Raw genomic sequence first — 15,241 nt, 5'->3', positions numbered from 1 at the left:
CGATGACAACGCCATCCGCAGACTGGTTCTACGCCCGGGGCTCCCTCGAACGCGACGGCTGGGAAACTGTTGTCGACAGGGCCATCAGCGGATGGCGTTACACCGGCATTCGCGTCGCGGACCTCGCTGCGGGAGACTCCGTGTCGCTGGCCGCAGAGGCGGTCGAACGCATCGTGGTTCCCCTCGCTGGGTCGTTCACCGTGCGCTACACACTCGCGGGCGAGACCGAGGAACGCTCCCAGGTGCTCGCGGGGCGGGCATCCGCTTTTCACGGCCCCACCGACACGCTCTACCTGCCCACCGGCACCACGCTCTCGATCGAAGGTGCTGGCCGGGTGGCGGTGGCCGAGGCGCCGACCGACCAGGCGCTTCCGGTGGCCTACCTTCCGGTAGCGGATGTCCCGATCGAGCTGCGCGGGGCTGGTCGCTCGAGCCGTCAGGTACACAACTTCGGCACCCCGGCCAGCCTCGCGGCCGACCGGTTGATCGCGTGTGAGGTGATCACCCCGGCCGAGAACTGGTCGAGCTACCCGCCGCACAAGCACGACGAATACGCGCCCGGCGTGGAGTCGAGCCTTGAGGAGATCTACTACTTCGAGACCGCAGTCACCCGTGGCCAGGTTGCGCCGGGGACGGCGAGCCCGTTCGGCCTCATGCGCACGTATTCCTCCGAGGCCGGAGACATCGACATCATGGCGGAGGTGCACACCGGCGACGTCGCCCTCGTGCCATTCGGCTGGCACGGCCCGTGCGTCGCAGCCCCCGGCTACGACCTCTACTACCTCAACGTGATGGCCGGGCCGGATCCCGACCGCTCGTGGCGCATCCGCGATGATCCGGCGCACGGCTGGATCCGCGACACCTGGGTGGGCCAGGAATTCGATTCCCGGCTTCCGTACACGTCATAATCCGATTTTTTCCGGCAGCGACCGGCAGCACCCGAAAGGACACAACGCAGTGACTACTCGTCGTATGACAGTTAGCCAGGCGCTCATTGAGTTTCTAGCCCACCAGTACACGGTCGACGGCGATGTGCGCGAGCGCACCATCGTGGGAACCTTCGGCATCTTCGGTCATGGAAACGTCGCCGGCATCGGCCAGGCCCTCAAGCAGCTCTCCGTTGAGGACCCGACGCTGATGCCATATCACCAGGCGCGCAACGAGCAGGGGATGGTGCACGAATCCGTGGCTTTTTCGCGGATGCGGCGACGTCGGTCGACTTTCGCCTGCACCGCCTCGGTCGGGCCGGGTGCCACGAATATGCTGACCGGCGCCGCCCTCGCGACCATCAACCGGCTGCCTGTTCTACTCCTGCCCTCCGACACGTTCGCCACGCGGGTGGCCGACCCTGTGCTGCAGCAGCTGGAACTGCCGAACGACGCGAGCATCAGCGTGAACGATGCCTTCAAGCCGTTGTCGCGGTTCTTCGACCGCGTGCAGCGCCCCGAGCAGCTGTTTTCGGCGGCCATCGGCGCCCTGCGGGTGCTCACCGACCCGGTTGAAACCGGCGCGGTCACGCTCTGCCTCCCCGAAGACGTGCAGGCGCAGGCGCTGGACGTGCCGGTGGAGTTTCTCGCCGACCGCGAGTGGCAGATCCGTCGCCCCCGGCCGGATCGCGGTGTCATTAACCAGGTCGTGCGCGCCGTTCGTGAAGCCAAACGCCCGCTGATCGTTGCCGGAGGTGGTGTCATCTACTCGGATGCAGCCGCAGCGCTCGCCGCTTTTGTAGAACTGACCGGCATCCCGGTGAGTACGTCACAGGCCGGCGTCGGTTCCCTGCTCTGGGACCACCCGCAGAGCCTTGGCGCGGTTGGAGCCACCGGAACGACCGCTGCCAACCGCATCGCCCGTGATGCCGACCTGATCATCGGGATCGGCACGCGATACAGCGACTTCACGACCGGCAGCCGCACCGCCTTCCAACACACGGGCGTGCGCTTCATCAACATCAACGTGGCATCCTTCGACGCGATCAAGCATGGTGCGGCCATCTCGGTGGTCGCGGACGCCCGGGAAGCCCTGCTCGAACTCAACGCGAGCATCGGTCGGTATCGCATCGACGCCGAATTTGCCGATCGCATACGCTTGGAGAAGGCGGAGTGGAATGCGGTCGTCGACGCGGCCATCGCTCCGAGCGGCCGGCCATTGCCGTCCCAGTCCGAGATCATCGGTGCCGTGCAGCAGGCATCAGACCCTCGCGACGTGGTCGTCTGCGCGGCTGGGTCACTGCCCGGCGACCTGCACAAGCTCTGGCGGGTGCGCGATGAGCTCGGTTATCACGTGGAATACGGTTTCTCCTGCATGGGCTACGAGATCGCCGGAGGCATCGGCGTGCGCCGGGCTGCCCCCGACCGCGACTCGATCGTCATGGTCGGTGATGGGTCGTACCTGATGATGCACACCGAGATCGTGTCGGCCGTGGCCGAAGGCCTCAAATTCATCATTGTGCTCGTGCAGAACCACGGGTATGCGTCCATCGGGCATCTGAGCGACACCGTGGGCTCGCAGCGGTATGGCACGCAATACCGTTTTCAAGACAAAGACCGCAACAGTTTTGAAACAAATGCGACGCTGCCGATTGATCTGGCGGCTAACGCCCAGAGTCTTGGGATTTCGGTGATCAGGGTCGAGCCCGGCGCCAACGTCATCGCCGACCTGGCGGCAGCCGTGGCAACGGCGAAGGCGTCCGCAACGGCCACCCTGATTCATATCAACAGCGATCCCTTGCTGTTCTCACCCGATACGGAGGGCTGGTGGGACGTGCCGGTGGCCGAAGTTTCGGCCCTCGACAGCACGAAACAAGCGCGCGCGGACTACGTCGCACGACAGCAGAATCAGCGCTCCTACCTGGGCGACTAGGCCATGTGCAAAAGATTTGTCCGTATGTTAAGACATTATCTTGACGACGGTTTGACAACCGTATACCTTGGTCAAAAGCAAGAACATTAGGACAATAAAACAAACTCAATGTGGAGGAAATAAAGTGCGATTCGTAGTTTTGGGTGCCGGCAGGATCGGGCTCTCTCACGTGGGCACGTTGAAGGCACAGGCCGGTGTCACCGACCTCCTGATCGCCGATCTCGATCCGGCACGTGCCGCGGCTGCTGCCGCTTCGGTCGGCTCGGAATCCGCCACAATCGACGAAGCGTTCGGCTCGAAGCCGGACGGCATCGTGATTGCCGCCCCGACCTCGGCCCACGCCGAGCTCATGGTTCGGGCCGTGCGCGCGGGCATCCCGACCTTCTGCGAGAAGCCATTGGCCGAGAACCTCGCGTCGAGCATTTTGCTCGTCCACGAGGTAGAGCGTCACGACGTGCCGGTACAGATCGGGTTCCAGCGCCGGTTCGACGCCGGCTACACCGAAGCCAAACATGCGCTGCAGAACGGTGACATCGGCGAACTGCGCCGCATGCACGTTCTGACCTGCGACCCGACTCCGCCTCCGGCGGAGTACATTCCCAACAGTGGTGGAATCTACCGCGACTGCCACATTCACGACTTCGACATTCTGCGCTGGGTCACCGGCCGTGAGGTTGCGACGGTCTTCGCGACCGGCGCCAACCGTGGGGCCTCCTTCTTCGCAGATGCGGGCGACGTCGACGAGTCCGCCGCCCTCCTCACGCTCGATGACGGCACCCTCGTCACCGTGCAGGGCTCGCGTTACAACGGCGCTGGCTACGACGTGCGCATGGAACTGGCCGGAAGCTTGGGAAACCGTTCGGTCGGTCTCGACCAGCGCGTGCCGCTGACCAGTGCCGAGCCGGGAGTCAGCTTTCCCAGCGATTCGGCCTGGCCCAACTTTCAGGAACGATTCGCTCCCGCCTACGCGGCAGAGCTGGCACGATTTGTCACCGTGGCCGCCGGCGAAACCGCAAGCCCGTGCACTCCTCGGGATGCCCTCGAAGCGCTCTATATCGCCGAGGCAGCCGAACTTTCCCGCGCCGAGGGGCGCCCGGTTCGCCTCGACGAAGTCAAGCGTTGACCATGGCCGAGGCATCCGCAGGTCTCCTGAGCCGCATCGCCGCCGCGCCGATTTCCTGGGGCGTGTGCGAGGTTCCCGGGTGGGGCTTTCAACTCACCTCTGAGCGTGTTCTCAGCGAGATGAGCGAATTGGGCGTCGTGGCCACCGAGTTTGGACCCGAAGGGTTTCTTCCGGCGAGCCCCGGCAACAAGGCTGCCACACTCGCCGATGCCGGCTTGAAGGCCGTCGGCGGATTCGTGCCAATCCTGCTGCACGACGCGGGCAGCGATCCGGTCCCGGCAATTCAAGCCGAACTCGACTCATTCGTCGCGGCCGGGGCAACCCGACTTGTTCTCTCGGCCGACACCGGCCAGGTCGGCTACGATTCGAGGCCGGCGCTGAGTGAGCAGGAGTGGAAGACCCTTCTGACTAACCTCGATCGATTGGTGCAGGCGGCCGCCACACGGGGTGTGGTGGCATCCATCCATCCCCATTTCGGAACGATGATTCAATCGAACGACGATGTCGAACGGGTGCTGAACGGCTCCCGGATCGGGCTCTGCCTCGACACCGGACACTTATTGATCGGCGGTACCGACCCGGTCGAACTGGCCAGCAAGCATGCCTCTCGGATCAGCCACGTGCACCTGAAGGACGTGCGGCTAGACCTGGCAGCGCGGGTGCAGCGAAAGGAGCTGAGCTATACCGACGCGGTGCGTCTGGGCATGTACACCCCACTAGGATCCGGCGAGATCGATATAGCGACGATTGTCAACGCGCTCGAGGAGGCCGGATATGCGGGCTACTACGTTCTCGAGCAGGACACCATCCTGACCGAAAACCCACCCATCGGCCAGGGGCCACTCGCCGATGTGCGTACCAGCATCGACTTCATTGCCGCTTTGGTGACTACCTAAGATTTTTCACGTCCGACAGCACTATTCGCAGCACACACGGCACCGCACCATTAACGTATCCAATGGAGGATTCACTCATGAAGTTCAAATCTCGCTGGATGGTGGGGCTCGTCGTCCTGCCGCTCGCCCTCACCGGTTGTACGGCCACCAGCAACACGGCAGCAACCACCGACGCCGCGGCATCCGGCGAAAAGGTCACGATCGCCGTCGTCACCCACGGCTCTCCGGGCGATACCTTCTGGGACGTGGTCAAAAGCGGTGCGGAGCAGGCCGGCACCGATCTGGGGGCAACCGTCACCTATCAGGGCGATGGAGACCCGGTCAAGCAGAGCCAGCTGATCGATGCGGCTATTGCGACGAAACCCGACGGACTCATCGTCTCGATGGCCAACCCCGACGGTGTCAAGAACGCGGTTGAAAGGGCTGTCTCCGCCGGAATCCCGGTGATCACGATCAACTCCGGGCTGGAGCAGTCCAAGGAATTCGGTGCTCAGACCCACATCGGTCAGAGTGAGTTCATCGCCGGCCAGGGCGCGGGCGAGCAGCTTGCCGACGCCGACGTCAGCAACGTCATCTGCGTCATCCACGAGGCCGGCAACACCGGACTGGAAGAGCGCTGCAATGGTGCAGCGGACACCCTCGGCGGCACGGTCAGCAACGTTCAGGTCGATGTGGCCAACGTCGCAGACGCCCAGAACACGATCAAGAGCAAGCTTCTGGCCGACCCGTCCATCGATGGCGTGCTCACCCTGAACCCGGGCATCGCCGTCGCAGCCAGCCAGGCGATTGAGGAAGCCACGAGCACAGCCGTGCTGGCAACCTTCGATGTGTCCTCCGACGTGACCCAGCTGATCCTCGACGACAAGATCCTGTTCGCCGTGGACCAGCAGCCGTACTCCCAGGGTTACCTTCCGGTGACGTTCCTCACCCTGCAGGCTCGTAACGGCGACGTTGTCGGCGGCGGTCTGCCGGTCTATTCCGGCCCCGGCTTCGTCACCAAGGACAACGCGGATCAGGTCGCGAAGTTCGCGAAGAATGGGACGCGATGACTATCACCGCACCCGCGGTGACCGATGAACGGATCAAGCAGGCCGGTCTGATCATCACGCTGCTGCGCCGACCCGAGGTCGGCGCAGCGGTTGCAGCCCTCGCCATTTTCACCTTCTTCTCGGTCTCGACCCAAGCATTTCTGACCCCGGCCGGGGTGGCCACCTGGCTCTACTCCGCGTCGCTATTCGGCATCATGGCCGTCGCGGTCGCCCTGCTCATGATCGGCGGCGAGTTCGACCTTTCTGCCGGTGCCATGGTCGGCACGACCGGACTGATCGTCGGGATCGTCACGACCGAGTGGGGCGTCAATATCTGGCTCGCCCTGGTCGTGGCCCTGGCTATTGCCCTCGCCATCGGTGCCGCGAACGCCTTCGTGGTCATGAAGACGGGCCTGCCGAGCTTCATCGTGACGCTCGCCACCTTCTTTATTCTGCAGGGGGTGAACCTCGCTGTCACGAAAATCATCACCGGCACCGTGTCGATTCAGGGTATGGGCGCAGTGCCCGGCTTCGACGCCGTCAAGGTGTTCTTCGGCTCCTCGTTCAACCTGTTCGGCATGGACGTGAAGGTCTCCATCGTCTGGTGGATCGCCCTGACCGCCCTCGCCACTTGGATTCTGCTGCGTACCCGCTCCGGAAACTGGATCTTCGCGGTCGGCGGGCAGATCACCAGCTCCCGTCAGGTCGGCGTGCCGGTCATGAAGGTCAAAATGGGCCTGTTCATGACCACGGCCGGCGCGGGCTGGCTGGTCGGAATGCTGCAACTGTTCGACGTGTCGACGGTGCAGGCCACCACCGGAATCGGCCAGGAGTTCATCTACATCATCTGTGCCGTGGTCGGTGGCTGCCTGCTGACCGGCGGCTACGGATCGGCCATTGGTGCGGCGCTCGGTGCCCTCATCTACGGCATGACCCTGCAGGGCATCGTGTTCGCCCAGTGGGACAACAACTGGCTCAAGGCGTTCCTCGGTGGCATGCTGCTGCTGGCCGTGCTCGTCAACCTCTATGTACGCCGCCAGGCAGGAGTTCGCTCATGACGCACGCAGAAGCATCCGCTGCTCCGCCCATCCTCGAAGTTCGAGACATCGGCAAGACGTACGGTTCCATCCTGGCGCTGCAGGGAGTGGCCGCCTCGGTGGGTGTCGGTGAGGTCCTCTGCGTGCTGGGGGACAACGGTGCCGGCAAGTCCACCTTCATCAAGATTCTCTCCGGGGCACACGCGCACACCCAGGGCAAGCTCCTCGCCTACGGGGTCGAGCGCACCTTCGGCAGCCCGCGCGAGGCCCTGGACCTGGGCATCGCGACGGTCTACCAGGACCTTGCCGTGGTTCCACTGATGCCGGTCTGGCGCAACTTCTTTCTCGGTTCGGAGTTGACTCGCGGGTTCGGCCCGTTCCGGCAGCTGGACGTCAAGGGCATGCGGCGAATCACCAAGGAAGAGCTCGCCAAGATGGGCATCGACCTGCGTGATGTCGACCAGCCGATCGGCACGTTGTCGGGTGGCGAACGCCAATCGGTGGCCATCGCCCGAGCCGTGTACTTCGGAGCGAAGGTCGTCATTCTCGACGAGCCGACCTCTGCCCTGGGCGTCAAGCAGGCCGGAGTGGTGTTGAAGTACATCGCGCAGGCCCGCGACCGCGGCCTCGGCGTGGTGTTCATCACGCACAACCCGCACCACGCCTATCCCGTCGGTGACCGGTTTCTGCTGCTCAAGCGCGGAACCAGCCTTGGCAACTTCAAGAAGAGCGAGATCACCATCGAGGAGATGACCAAGCTCATGGCCGGCGGAGCAGAGCTCGACGCTCTGGCGCACGAGCTCGCTCGCGCCTAGCCTCGCTTGCTGCGCCTGAAAGTCTGGCCGTCTCAGCCCGTTTGGGTCCGGCGGCCAGACCTCGACGTGCTACTTTTCGACCAGCGTCACCTCGAAGGAGTACAAGTCGGGGCGGTAGCAGTGCTGGCCGAACTCGACCGCGCGGCCCGAATTGTCAAACGCCGTGCGGTCCATCGTGAGCAGCGCGGAGTTCTTCTCGATCTCCAGCAAGGCGGATTCTTCGTTGGTGGACTTTCGGGCGCCGATGTGCTGGCGGGCAACCCGCATCGTGACACCTCGTGAACGCAACACCTGGTACAGGCCGTGCGCGACGAGATCACTCGGTTCGATGCCGATGAACTCCTCGGGGAGCCAGTTCTCCATCACGGCGACTGGCACGTTGTCGGCCAGGCGCACCCGCCGGATGTACAGGGTGGGACTGCCCTCGGCCACGCTGAGTCGCTCGGCTGTTTTGGCATCCGCTACCCGGTTTTCCAGGGTGAGAAGGTGCGTCGAGGGCACTTTGTGGGTATTGGTGAGGTCGTCGTAGAGACTGGTCAGTTCGACCTTACGCGTCACCTGGCCGTGCACGACCTGGGTGCCGATGCCGCGACGACGTACCAGCAGGCCTTTGTCAACGATTTCCTGGATGGCGCGGCGCACGGTTGGACGGCTGAGGCCCAGCCGCTGGCCGAGGGCGACCTCGTTCTCCAGCCGTGACCCGGCCGGCAGCTCACCGCTGAGAATGGCCTTTTCGATGCGCTGGGAGACTTGAAAGTACAGCGGAATCGGGCCGGACCGTTCCAGGTCCATGAACATTCCCATGGGGAGGGTGTTTTCTTCCTTCGCGCTCACCTGATACCTCGCTGACAAGCCAACCGGTTTGGCCAATTGTCCTGACAATATCAGGTCATGCTGTAGGTCGTCAGTGATTTAGTCGCCGAGGCTGGCCACCGCGGCGACTGCTGCGCGAACGGATGCTGCCGCCTCCGTCGCCTCCGCCGCCGTCGTGCCAGCACCCAGCGTGAACCGCACCGCCGTCTGGGCCACGTCGGCCGGCCAGCCCATCGCCGTGAGCACGTGCGAGGGCTCGCTGCTCCCGGCAGCGCAGGCGGACCCGCTCGAACAGACGATGCCGCGTTGTTCGAGCTCGAGCAGTACCGCCTCGCCGCTGGTGCCGGGAAAGACAAACGACGCGGTGCCGGGCAGGCGTTCGGTGGGATGGCCGGTGAGCCGGGCTGTCGGTGTTTCTCGCAGTATGGTCGTGACGAACTGGTCGCGGAGAAGGCTCGTGCGCGTCGCGGCGTCCGCTCGTTCTTCCGCAGTGAGGCGCAGCGCGACGGCCAGGGCAACTGCTCCGGCAACGTTCTCGGTGCCGCTGCGTTTACCGCGTTCTTGGCCGCCACCGTGCAGCAGCGGTTCGATCGGGAGACGGCCGCGCAGAAAGACCGCTCCGATACCGGGGGGAGCGCCGAGTTTGTGGCCGGACAGGCTCAGCGCGTCCACGCCGAGTGTGCTGACGTCGAGGTCGAGCCAGCCGCCGGCCTGCACCGCATCGGTGTGAAACGGCACACCTATGGTGTGGGCAATCGCAGCCAGTTCGACGAGGGGCTGCACCGTGCCCACCTCGTTGTTGGCGTAGTGCACCGAGACCAACGTGGTGTCGGGGCGCAGTGCCCGGGCGAGGGCCGCGGGGTCGACGCGGCCGTTAGCATCCACGGGTAGCAGGGTGATCTCGAAACCGTGCAGCCGGCGCAGGTAGTCGCAGGATTCGAGTACGGCCTCGTGTTCGATCGGTGTGGTCACGATGTGCCGGCCACGCGGGGCGCCGAGCGAGATGCCCTTGATCGCGAGGTTGTCGCTCTCGGTGCCGCCGCTCGTGAACGTGACCTCGCCGGGGCGGCAGTGAAGCGACCGGGCCACACTGCGCCGCGCCTCCAGCAGCGCGGCAGCCGCCGCCTCGCCGACCTCGTGGTGGCTCGACGGGTTGCCGAAGTTCGGCCCGAAGTGCGGCCACAGGGCCTCGAGCGCCTCGCGGCGCACCGGGGTGGTAGCGGCGTTGTCGAGATAGATCATGGGTTCACGGAGCCGGCGCGAATCCGGCCGGCGTACCGTTCACCCGAATGGCAATATCGAGGCCGAGGTCGAGTGAGTGCACGCTGTGGGTGAGCGCACCTACCGAGATCACGTCGACACCGGAGGCCGCAATGTCACGAACCGTCGCAAGCGATACCCCGCCGCTGGCCTCGACAATCGCGCGCCCGGCGACCTGGGTCACGCCCGCCCGCAGATCGTCCAAGCTGAAATTGTCGAGCATGATGGTGTCGATACCCGCCGCGAGCACCGCGTCGATCTGGTCCAGCCGGTCCACCTCCACCTCGAAGTGGGTGGTGTGGGAGAGCCGGGCGCGCACCCCAAGTAGTGCCTCGGTGAGGCTGAGCGGACCGGCTGCGAGCACCGCGAGGTGGTTGTCCTTGGCCATGACAGTGTCGGAAAGGCTGAACCGGTGGTTGTGCCCGCCGCCATCGCGTACCGCCGCTCGTTCCAGGGCACGCAGCCCCGGTGTGGTCTTGCGGGTATCGACGATGCGGGCGTGAGTTCCAGCGGTTTCCGCGACGTATCGGGCGGTGAGGGTAGCGATTCCGCTCATCCGCTGCACGAAGTTGAGGCCGATGCGTTCCGCCTGCAGGATGCCGCGGGCCGGGCCGGTCACCTCGGCGAGCGTCGCGCCGGTGTCGAACAGCTCGCCGTCGGCCACGAACTGACGCACCTCAATGTGGGAGTCGGTCAGCGCGAACGCGGCAGCGAACACGGCGCCGCCGCTGAACACTCCCGGTTCGCGTGCCTCGAGCCTGGCCGTGGCGATGGCGTCTTCGGGAATGAGTACCGCCGAGGTGAGGTCGCCCCAGGGGGCATCCTCGTCGAGGGCAGCCTGCACGACAACGTTGATGGAGTGGTCGGTCAGCATGCGATGGCCTCCTTGGCCGGTACGAGTTCGGGGTGTCGGGTTGTGCGGTGACGTGAGTGCGAGCGGGAATGGGCCAGTTCGGGCCGGGTGTCGGCGAAGTCCGAGCGGTAATGTGCGCCGCGAGACTCTTCGCGGGCGAGCGCTGCCGATACGAGCAGGCGGGCCAGGTCGAGCAGGTTGCGGTCTTCGAGGGCGGCGACCGACCTGCTGGTGGCCGGCGGTGCGGCCCACTCGTCGAGGGCACCGGCGGCGTGGACCAGGCCGACACCGGAGCGGTGCACGCCGGCGAAGTCCCAGAGGAGCTGCTGCAGCTCCCGGCGTTCGACCCGTGGGGAGGAGAGATGTGTGGAACGGGTCGCGGTGTCGGACGGGGCGGCTGCACTCGCCGGCCACGGCTGGCCGAGGGCGCGCACGGCGCGGTCGGCGAAGACGGCCGCCTCGAGCAGCGAGTTGGAGGCGAGCCGGTTGGCGCCGTGCGCTCCGGTGCGGGCGGTTTCGCCGACCGCGTAGAGGCCGGGCAGGCTGGTGCGAGCCCAGGCATCTGTGGCGACGCCGCCCATCCAATAGTGTGCCGCCGGCGCCACCGGAATCGGATCGACCGCCCAGTCGAGGCCCGCTACGCGGCAGGCGGCCGTGATCGTGGGAAACCGGGTTTCGAGCAGCGTGCGCCCCAGGGCGGTGGCATCGAGCAACACGGGGGCGCCGCCCTGCAACTCCATTTGGCGGGCGATGGCGCGGGCGACGACGTCGCGCGGAGCGAGTTCGGCGTCGGGGTGTTCCGCGAGCATGAAGCGCTCGCCGCTGTGATTGCGCAGCACGGCCCCTTCGCCGCGCACCGCCTCCGACACGAGCGGCGTACCGGGTACAGCGAGGGCGGTCGGGTGAAACTGATAGAACTCCAGATCGGTCACGGATGCCCCGGCGCGCCACGCCGCCGCCACCCCGTCGCCGGTCGCGACCGACGGATTGGTGGTGTGCGTGTAGAGCGCGCCAGCACCGCCGGTAGCGAGGATCACAGCATCGGCGCTTAGCGCGAGCTGCACGCCGTTCGGGCCGAGCACCCGAACGCCACGGACCGCCCCCGTCGCGTCGACGTTCAGGTCAACGAGCATGGTGTGTTCCCGCACCTCGATGGCGGCACGGCGTCGCACGGTTGCGACGAGGGCGGCCTCGATGACGGCTCCGGTCGCGTCGCCGCCGGCGTGCACGACCCGCGAGCGCGAGTGCGCTGCTTCCAGCCCGCGGGCCACGCCCGACTCGTCCCGGTCGAAGTCCACCCCGAAACGAATGAGGTCGCGCACCCGCGCTGGACCCTCCGCACAGAGCACCCGCACGGCGGCCAAATCGCACAACCCGGCGCCGGCGCGCAGCGTGTCGAGCATGTGTGCGTCGACCGAGTCGTCGCGAAACAGGGCGGCGGCGATGCCGCCCTGCGCGTACCGGGTATTGCTCTCGGGCAGCACCGATTTGGTGACGAGCACGACGCGGTGGCCGGCATCAGCTGCCCGCACCGCGGCCAGCAAACCGCCGAGGCCGCTGCCGACGACGAGGATCGAGGACATGTCAGACGCCGACCAGCTGCTGGTCCGGCAGGGTAGTAGCAGGCGCAGTGGATGCCGGCGGCCGGGCCGCCAGCATCCGCTCCAGGGCCACCCTGGCGTGCCGGGCGATATCGGGCGACACCGTGATCTGGTTGAGTACCTGCGCCGACTGTTCGCCACCGCCGACGAGTGCTTCGAGCACCCAGGCCAGGTAGCCGGCGTGGATGCGGTACATGGTCGAGCAGGGGCAGATCACCGGGTCGAGGCAGAAGATCTCATGCTCGGGGTGTTGGGCGGCGAGCCGGTTGACGAGGTTGATCTCGGTGCCGATGGCAAAGGTCGTGCCGGCCGGGGCTGCGGCGATGGCCTTGGCGATGAAATCGGTCGACCCGGCCGAGTCCGCCGCGTCGACGACCGCCATGGGGCATTCCGGGTGCACGATGACCTGCACGCCCGGGTGCTCGGCGCGGGCGGCATCGATCTGCGGCACGGTGAAGCGGCGATGCACGCTGCAGAAGCCGTGCCAGAGCACGACCCGGGCGGCGTCGAGTTCGCCCCGTGTGTTGCCGCCGAGCGGCCGGGTCGGGTTCCACATCGGCATCGCTTCGAGCGGAACGCCCATGGCCTTGGCGGTGTTGCGGCCCAGGTGCTGGTCGGGAAAGAACAATACCCGCTGGCCGCGTTCGAACGCCCACTCCAGCACGGCCTGGGCGTTCGACGAGGTGCAGACGATGCCGCCGTGCTCGCCGCAGAAGCCCTTGAGCGCGGCGGAGGAATTCATGTAGGTGACCGGAATTACCGGAACGCGGCCGGAGGCATCGGCATCCGTGCCGTAGAGCTCTTCGAGCTGTTCCCAACACTCGGTGACCGAGTCGATATCGGCCATGTCAGCCATGGAACAGCCGGCGGCGAGGTTCGGCAGAATCACGGCCTGGTCGCCTCCGGAGAGCAGGTCGGCGGTTTCGGCCATGAAGTGCACGCCACAGAACACGATCGCCGCGGCGTCGGGACGGCTCTGCGTGGCCTGGGCGAGTTGAAAGGAGTCGCCAACGAAATCGGCGTGGCGCAGCACCTCGTCACGCTGATAGAAATGGCCCAGAATGACCACCGAATCACCCAGCGCCTGTTTCGCTTCGACGATGCGGGCGCTGAGTTCTTCCGGCGAGGCGGTGCGGTAGCGCTCCGGCAGCGCGCCCTGGCGCGGCGACCCGGCCGGAATCACGTCGCCCATCGAGGAGCCCGGCCCGTAACCGGGCGTGCCGGCATCGAACTCCCACGGCGGAGTCGCCAGGTCGGGGCTGCACGTGCTGCCGGCAGCGGCGCCGGTATCGATGAGACGAATGGTGGTCTCGACCGAGGGAATCGTCATGTTCGTGCTCCTTGCAAGTAACGGGATGAAAGGTAGGGGAGTTAGAGCGTCGGCCCTGGCGGATCATGCGCGGAGGCCCGATCGTTGTACCGGTAGAGCCGAGCGGGTCGATGCCGGGCCCCGGCCACGTGTTGATCGGTGCCGATCAGGCTGCCAGACGACTCGATCGACCGGCGAAAATTGGCCGGGTCGAGCGCTTTTTGCAGAACGGCCTCGTGTACCTCGCGCAGCTGGGCGAGGGTGAACGTGTCGCCGAGAAAGGCATGCGCGATGCGCGCGTACTCCACCTTGGTGCGCAGCCGCCAGAGGGCGTATTCCACGATGTGGTTGTGGTCGAAAGCGAGCGGCGGAAGCGAGTCGGCAGCGAACCAGCGCACGTTCTCACCGACGGATGCCCGCTCCGCGACCTCGGAACGCACGAGCGCCCAGTAGACGACGGAGACCACGCGCACGCCGGGGGAGCGGTCGATATCGCCGAAGGTGTAGAGCTGCTCCAGATAGCGCGGGGAGAGATCGGTGGTCTCGCGCAGGGTGCGGGCGGCAGCCGCTGCGAGTTCTTCGTCGGCCGGAAGCCACCCGCCGGGCAGCGCCCACAGGCCGAGGTGTGGGTCACGGGTTCGGCGCACGAGGGGCAGCCACAGCGTCTTCAGGCCCGACGAATCGTCGGGGCGCAGGGTGAAGATCACGGTCGAGACGGCGAGGGTCGCGCGAGCGCTGCCGCGTTCGAGCGGGCTCTGCTCGGCCAGGTGCTCCAGCATAAGGATCCAGTCGTAAAGGTCGGTGTGACTTTAACAGCTGGGTCCATCATATAGTCAAATTGACCCAAACGCCCGGAGGTGACGAATTCGGCGAGAGTCAGGCTCCGCGTGTGGCTGCAGCTGCCGCGCGGGCACCGGCCCGGCTGATGCCCATGCCGGTCACGCCCCACAGAGTCACCCGAGCCATCGCCTCGACGGCGATGCGCGGACTCATCTTGGACGACCCGCGCACCCGTTCCACAAACGTGATCGGTACCTCAACAACGCGCAGGTCGGCGCGCACGGCGTGCAGCAGCATCTCAATCTGAAAGCAGTAGCCGAGGCTGTCCACACTCGAGAGGTCCATGCGCTCGAGTGCTCGGGCGGAGTAGACCCGGTAGCCGCCGGTGGCGTCCCGTTGCGGCAGCCGCAGCAGCAATCGGGAGTACAGGGATCCACCGCGGGACAGGGCGCGTCGATGCCAGGGCCAATTCTCGATGGCCCCGCCGGGCACCCAGCGTGACCCCATCACCACGTCGGCCGTGTCGGCCGCCGCCAGCAGCCGTGCGAGTTGCTCGGGCAGGTGGGAACCGTCGGCGTCGAGCTGCACCAGTTGGGTATACCCGCGACTCAGGCCCCAGCCGAAGCCGTCGAGGTAGGCCGCACCAAGTCCGGTCTTCTCCGTGCGGTGCAACACGTGAACGCTCGCGTCGCGCGCCGCAATGCCATCGGCCAGCGCGCCGGTGCCGTCGGGGGAGGCGTCATCGACGACCAAAATGTGCACCTCGGGCACGCTGAAGCGCAGTCGATCCACGATCGCGGCGATGTTCTCGGCCTCGTTGTAGGTCGGAACGAGTACCAGGGTGGTAGGCGTGGGGTTGGTAGGCAC

The 15,241-nt window shown here is 66.2% G+C and carries 14 protein-coding genes; 7 read left to right on the top strand and 7 right to left on the bottom strand.

The genetic code is table 11. The features are described from left to right. Positions 1 to 2: 2 nt before the first annotated feature. From iolB to E3T50_RS02385, 7 genes are all read left to right on the top strand, one after another. Entirely contained in the window at positions 3 to 908 is a 906-nt protein-coding gene (gene iolB / locus E3T50_RS02415; RefSeq protein WP_134550374.1) for a 5-deoxy-glucuronate isomerase, read from the top strand. Positions 909 to 972: 64 nt separating this feature from the next. Further along, positions 973 to 2,859, top strand: coding sequence for a 3D-(3,5/4)-trihydroxycyclohexane-1,2-dione acylhydrolase (decyclizing) (gene iolD, locus E3T50_RS02410; protein WP_134550484.1), 1,887 nt, complete (start codon positions 973 to 975; stop codon positions 2,857 to 2,859). 124 nt (positions 2,860 to 2,983) lie between these two features. Beyond that, positions 2,984 to 3,982, top strand: a complete 999-nt coding sequence (locus E3T50_RS02405; RefSeq protein WP_134550373.1) for a Gfo/Idh/MocA family protein — start codon at positions 2,984 to 2,986, stop codon at positions 3,980 to 3,982. Positions 3,983 to 3,984: 2 nt separating this feature from the next. Continuing rightward, positions 3,985 to 4,878 (top strand): TIM barrel protein, encoded by an 894-nt coding sequence (locus E3T50_RS02400; RefSeq protein ID WP_134550372.1) that lies wholly within the window; start codon positions 3,985 to 3,987, stop codon positions 4,876 to 4,878. Positions 4,879 to 4,955: 77 nt separating this feature from the next. Then, the gene (locus tag E3T50_RS02395; RefSeq protein ID WP_134550371.1) at positions 4,956 to 5,927 is read left to right on the top strand and encodes a sugar ABC transporter substrate-binding protein; all 972 of its coding nucleotides are present in this window, start codon (positions 4,956 to 4,958) and stop codon (positions 5,925 to 5,927) included. Beyond that, a complete protein-coding gene (locus tag E3T50_RS02390; protein ID WP_134550370.1) occupies positions 5,924 to 6,964 on the top strand; it encodes an ABC transporter permease in 1,041 nt (346 codons plus the stop codon). The genes E3T50_RS02395 and E3T50_RS02390 overlap by 4 nt, the downstream gene beginning before the upstream one ends. Further along, a complete protein-coding gene (locus E3T50_RS02385; RefSeq protein ID WP_134550369.1) occupies positions 6,961 to 7,758 on the top strand; it encodes an ATP-binding cassette domain-containing protein in 798 nt (265 codons plus the stop codon). Before E3T50_RS02390 ends, E3T50_RS02385 begins: the two co-directional genes overlap by 4 nt. A 69-nt stretch (positions 7,759 to 7,827) precedes the next feature. Here the strand turns inward: E3T50_RS02385 and E3T50_RS02380 are convergent, their stop codons facing one another. The 7 genes from E3T50_RS02380 to E3T50_RS02350 all read right to left on the bottom strand — a co-directional run bounded on the left by E3T50_RS02380 (position 7,828) and on the right by E3T50_RS02350 (position 15,241). Then, positions 7,828 to 8,562 carry a GntR family transcriptional regulator gene (locus E3T50_RS02380; protein WP_134464532.1) on the bottom strand — a complete coding sequence of 245 codons (735 nt, stop codon included), beginning with the start codon at positions 8,560 to 8,562 and terminating at the stop codon, positions 7,828 to 7,830. Between the two features lie 108 nt (positions 8,563 to 8,670). Further along, positions 8,671 to 9,813, bottom strand: a complete 1,143-nt coding sequence (locus E3T50_RS02375; RefSeq protein WP_134550368.1) for a cysteine desulfurase family protein — start codon at positions 9,811 to 9,813, stop codon at positions 8,671 to 8,673. Positions 9,814 to 9,817: 4 nt separating this feature from the next. Further along, positions 9,818 to 10,705 (bottom strand): carboxylating nicotinate-nucleotide diphosphorylase, encoded by an 888-nt coding sequence (nadC, locus tag E3T50_RS02370; RefSeq protein ID WP_134550367.1) that lies wholly within the window; start codon positions 10,703 to 10,705, stop codon positions 9,818 to 9,820. After that, a complete protein-coding gene (gene nadB / locus E3T50_RS02365) occupies positions 10,699 to 12,267 on the bottom strand; it encodes an L-aspartate oxidase (protein ID WP_134550366.1) in 1,569 nt (522 codons plus the stop codon). The genes nadC and nadB overlap by 7 nt, the downstream gene beginning before the upstream one ends. Before the next feature lies 1 nt (position 12,268). Continuing rightward, on the bottom strand, positions 12,269 to 13,615 hold the full coding sequence (gene nadA, locus E3T50_RS02360; RefSeq protein ID WP_134550365.1) for a quinolinate synthase NadA: 1,347 nt from the start codon (positions 13,613 to 13,615) through the stop codon (positions 12,269 to 12,271). Between the two features lie 41 nt (positions 13,616 to 13,656). After that, on the bottom strand, positions 13,657 to 14,373 hold the full coding sequence (locus E3T50_RS02355) for an NUDIX hydrolase (protein WP_134550364.1): 717 nt from the start codon (positions 14,371 to 14,373) through the stop codon (positions 13,657 to 13,659). Between the two features lie 97 nt (positions 14,374 to 14,470). Continuing rightward, complete coding sequence (locus E3T50_RS02350) at positions 14,471 to 15,241, bottom strand: polyprenol monophosphomannose synthase (RefSeq protein WP_134550363.1); 771 nt, start codon at positions 15,239 to 15,241, stop codon at positions 14,471 to 14,473.

This window comes from Cryobacterium gelidum (assembly GCF_004403985.1).
Taxonomy (GTDB): domain Bacteria; phylum Actinomycetota; class Actinomycetes; order Actinomycetales; family Microbacteriaceae; genus Cryobacterium; species Cryobacterium gelidum.
The sequence above is the reverse complement of the archived record's forward strand: the minus strand, read 5'-3'. Positions and strand labels throughout refer to the sequence as shown.

Coding starts and splice junctions, on each gene's coding strand:
- iolB (WP_134550374.1), top strand. CDS start 3: ATGACAACGCCATCCGCAGACTGGTTCTACGCCCGGGGCTCCCTCGAA.
- iolD (WP_134550484.1), top strand. CDS start 973: ATGACAGTTAGCCAGGCGCTCATTGAGTTTCTAGCCCACCAGTACACG.
- E3T50_RS02400 (WP_134550372.1), top strand. CDS start 3,985: ATGGCCGAGGCATCCGCAGGTCTCCTGAGCCGCATCGCCGCCGCGCCG.
- E3T50_RS02395 (WP_134550371.1), top strand. CDS start 4,956: ATGAAGTTCAAATCTCGCTGGATGGTGGGGCTCGTCGTCCTGCCGCTC.
- E3T50_RS02390 (WP_134550370.1), top strand. CDS start 5,924: ATGACTATCACCGCACCCGCGGTGACCGATGAACGGATCAAGCAGGCC.
- E3T50_RS02385 (WP_134550369.1), top strand. CDS start 6,961: ATGACGCACGCAGAAGCATCCGCTGCTCCGCCCATCCTCGAAGTTCGA.
- E3T50_RS02380 (WP_134464532.1), bottom strand. CDS start 8,562: ATGGGAATGTTCATGGACCTGGAACGGTCCGGCCCGATTCCGCTGTAC.
- E3T50_RS02375 (WP_134550368.1), bottom strand. CDS start 9,813: ATGATCTATCTCGACAACGCCGCTACCACCCCGGTGCGCCGCGAGGCG.
- nadC (WP_134550367.1), bottom strand. CDS start 10,705: ATGCTGACCGACCACTCCATCAACGTTGTCGTGCAGGCTGCCCTCGAC.
- nadB (WP_134550366.1), bottom strand. CDS start 12,267: ATGTCCTCGATCCTCGTCGTCGGCAGCGGCCTCGGCGGTTTGCTGGCC.
- nadA (WP_134550365.1), bottom strand. CDS start 13,615: ATGACGATTCCCTCGGTCGAGACCACCATTCGTCTCATCGATACCGGC.
- E3T50_RS02355 (WP_134550364.1), bottom strand. CDS start 14,373: ATGCTGGAGCACCTGGCCGAGCAGAGCCCGCTCGAACGCGGCAGCGCT.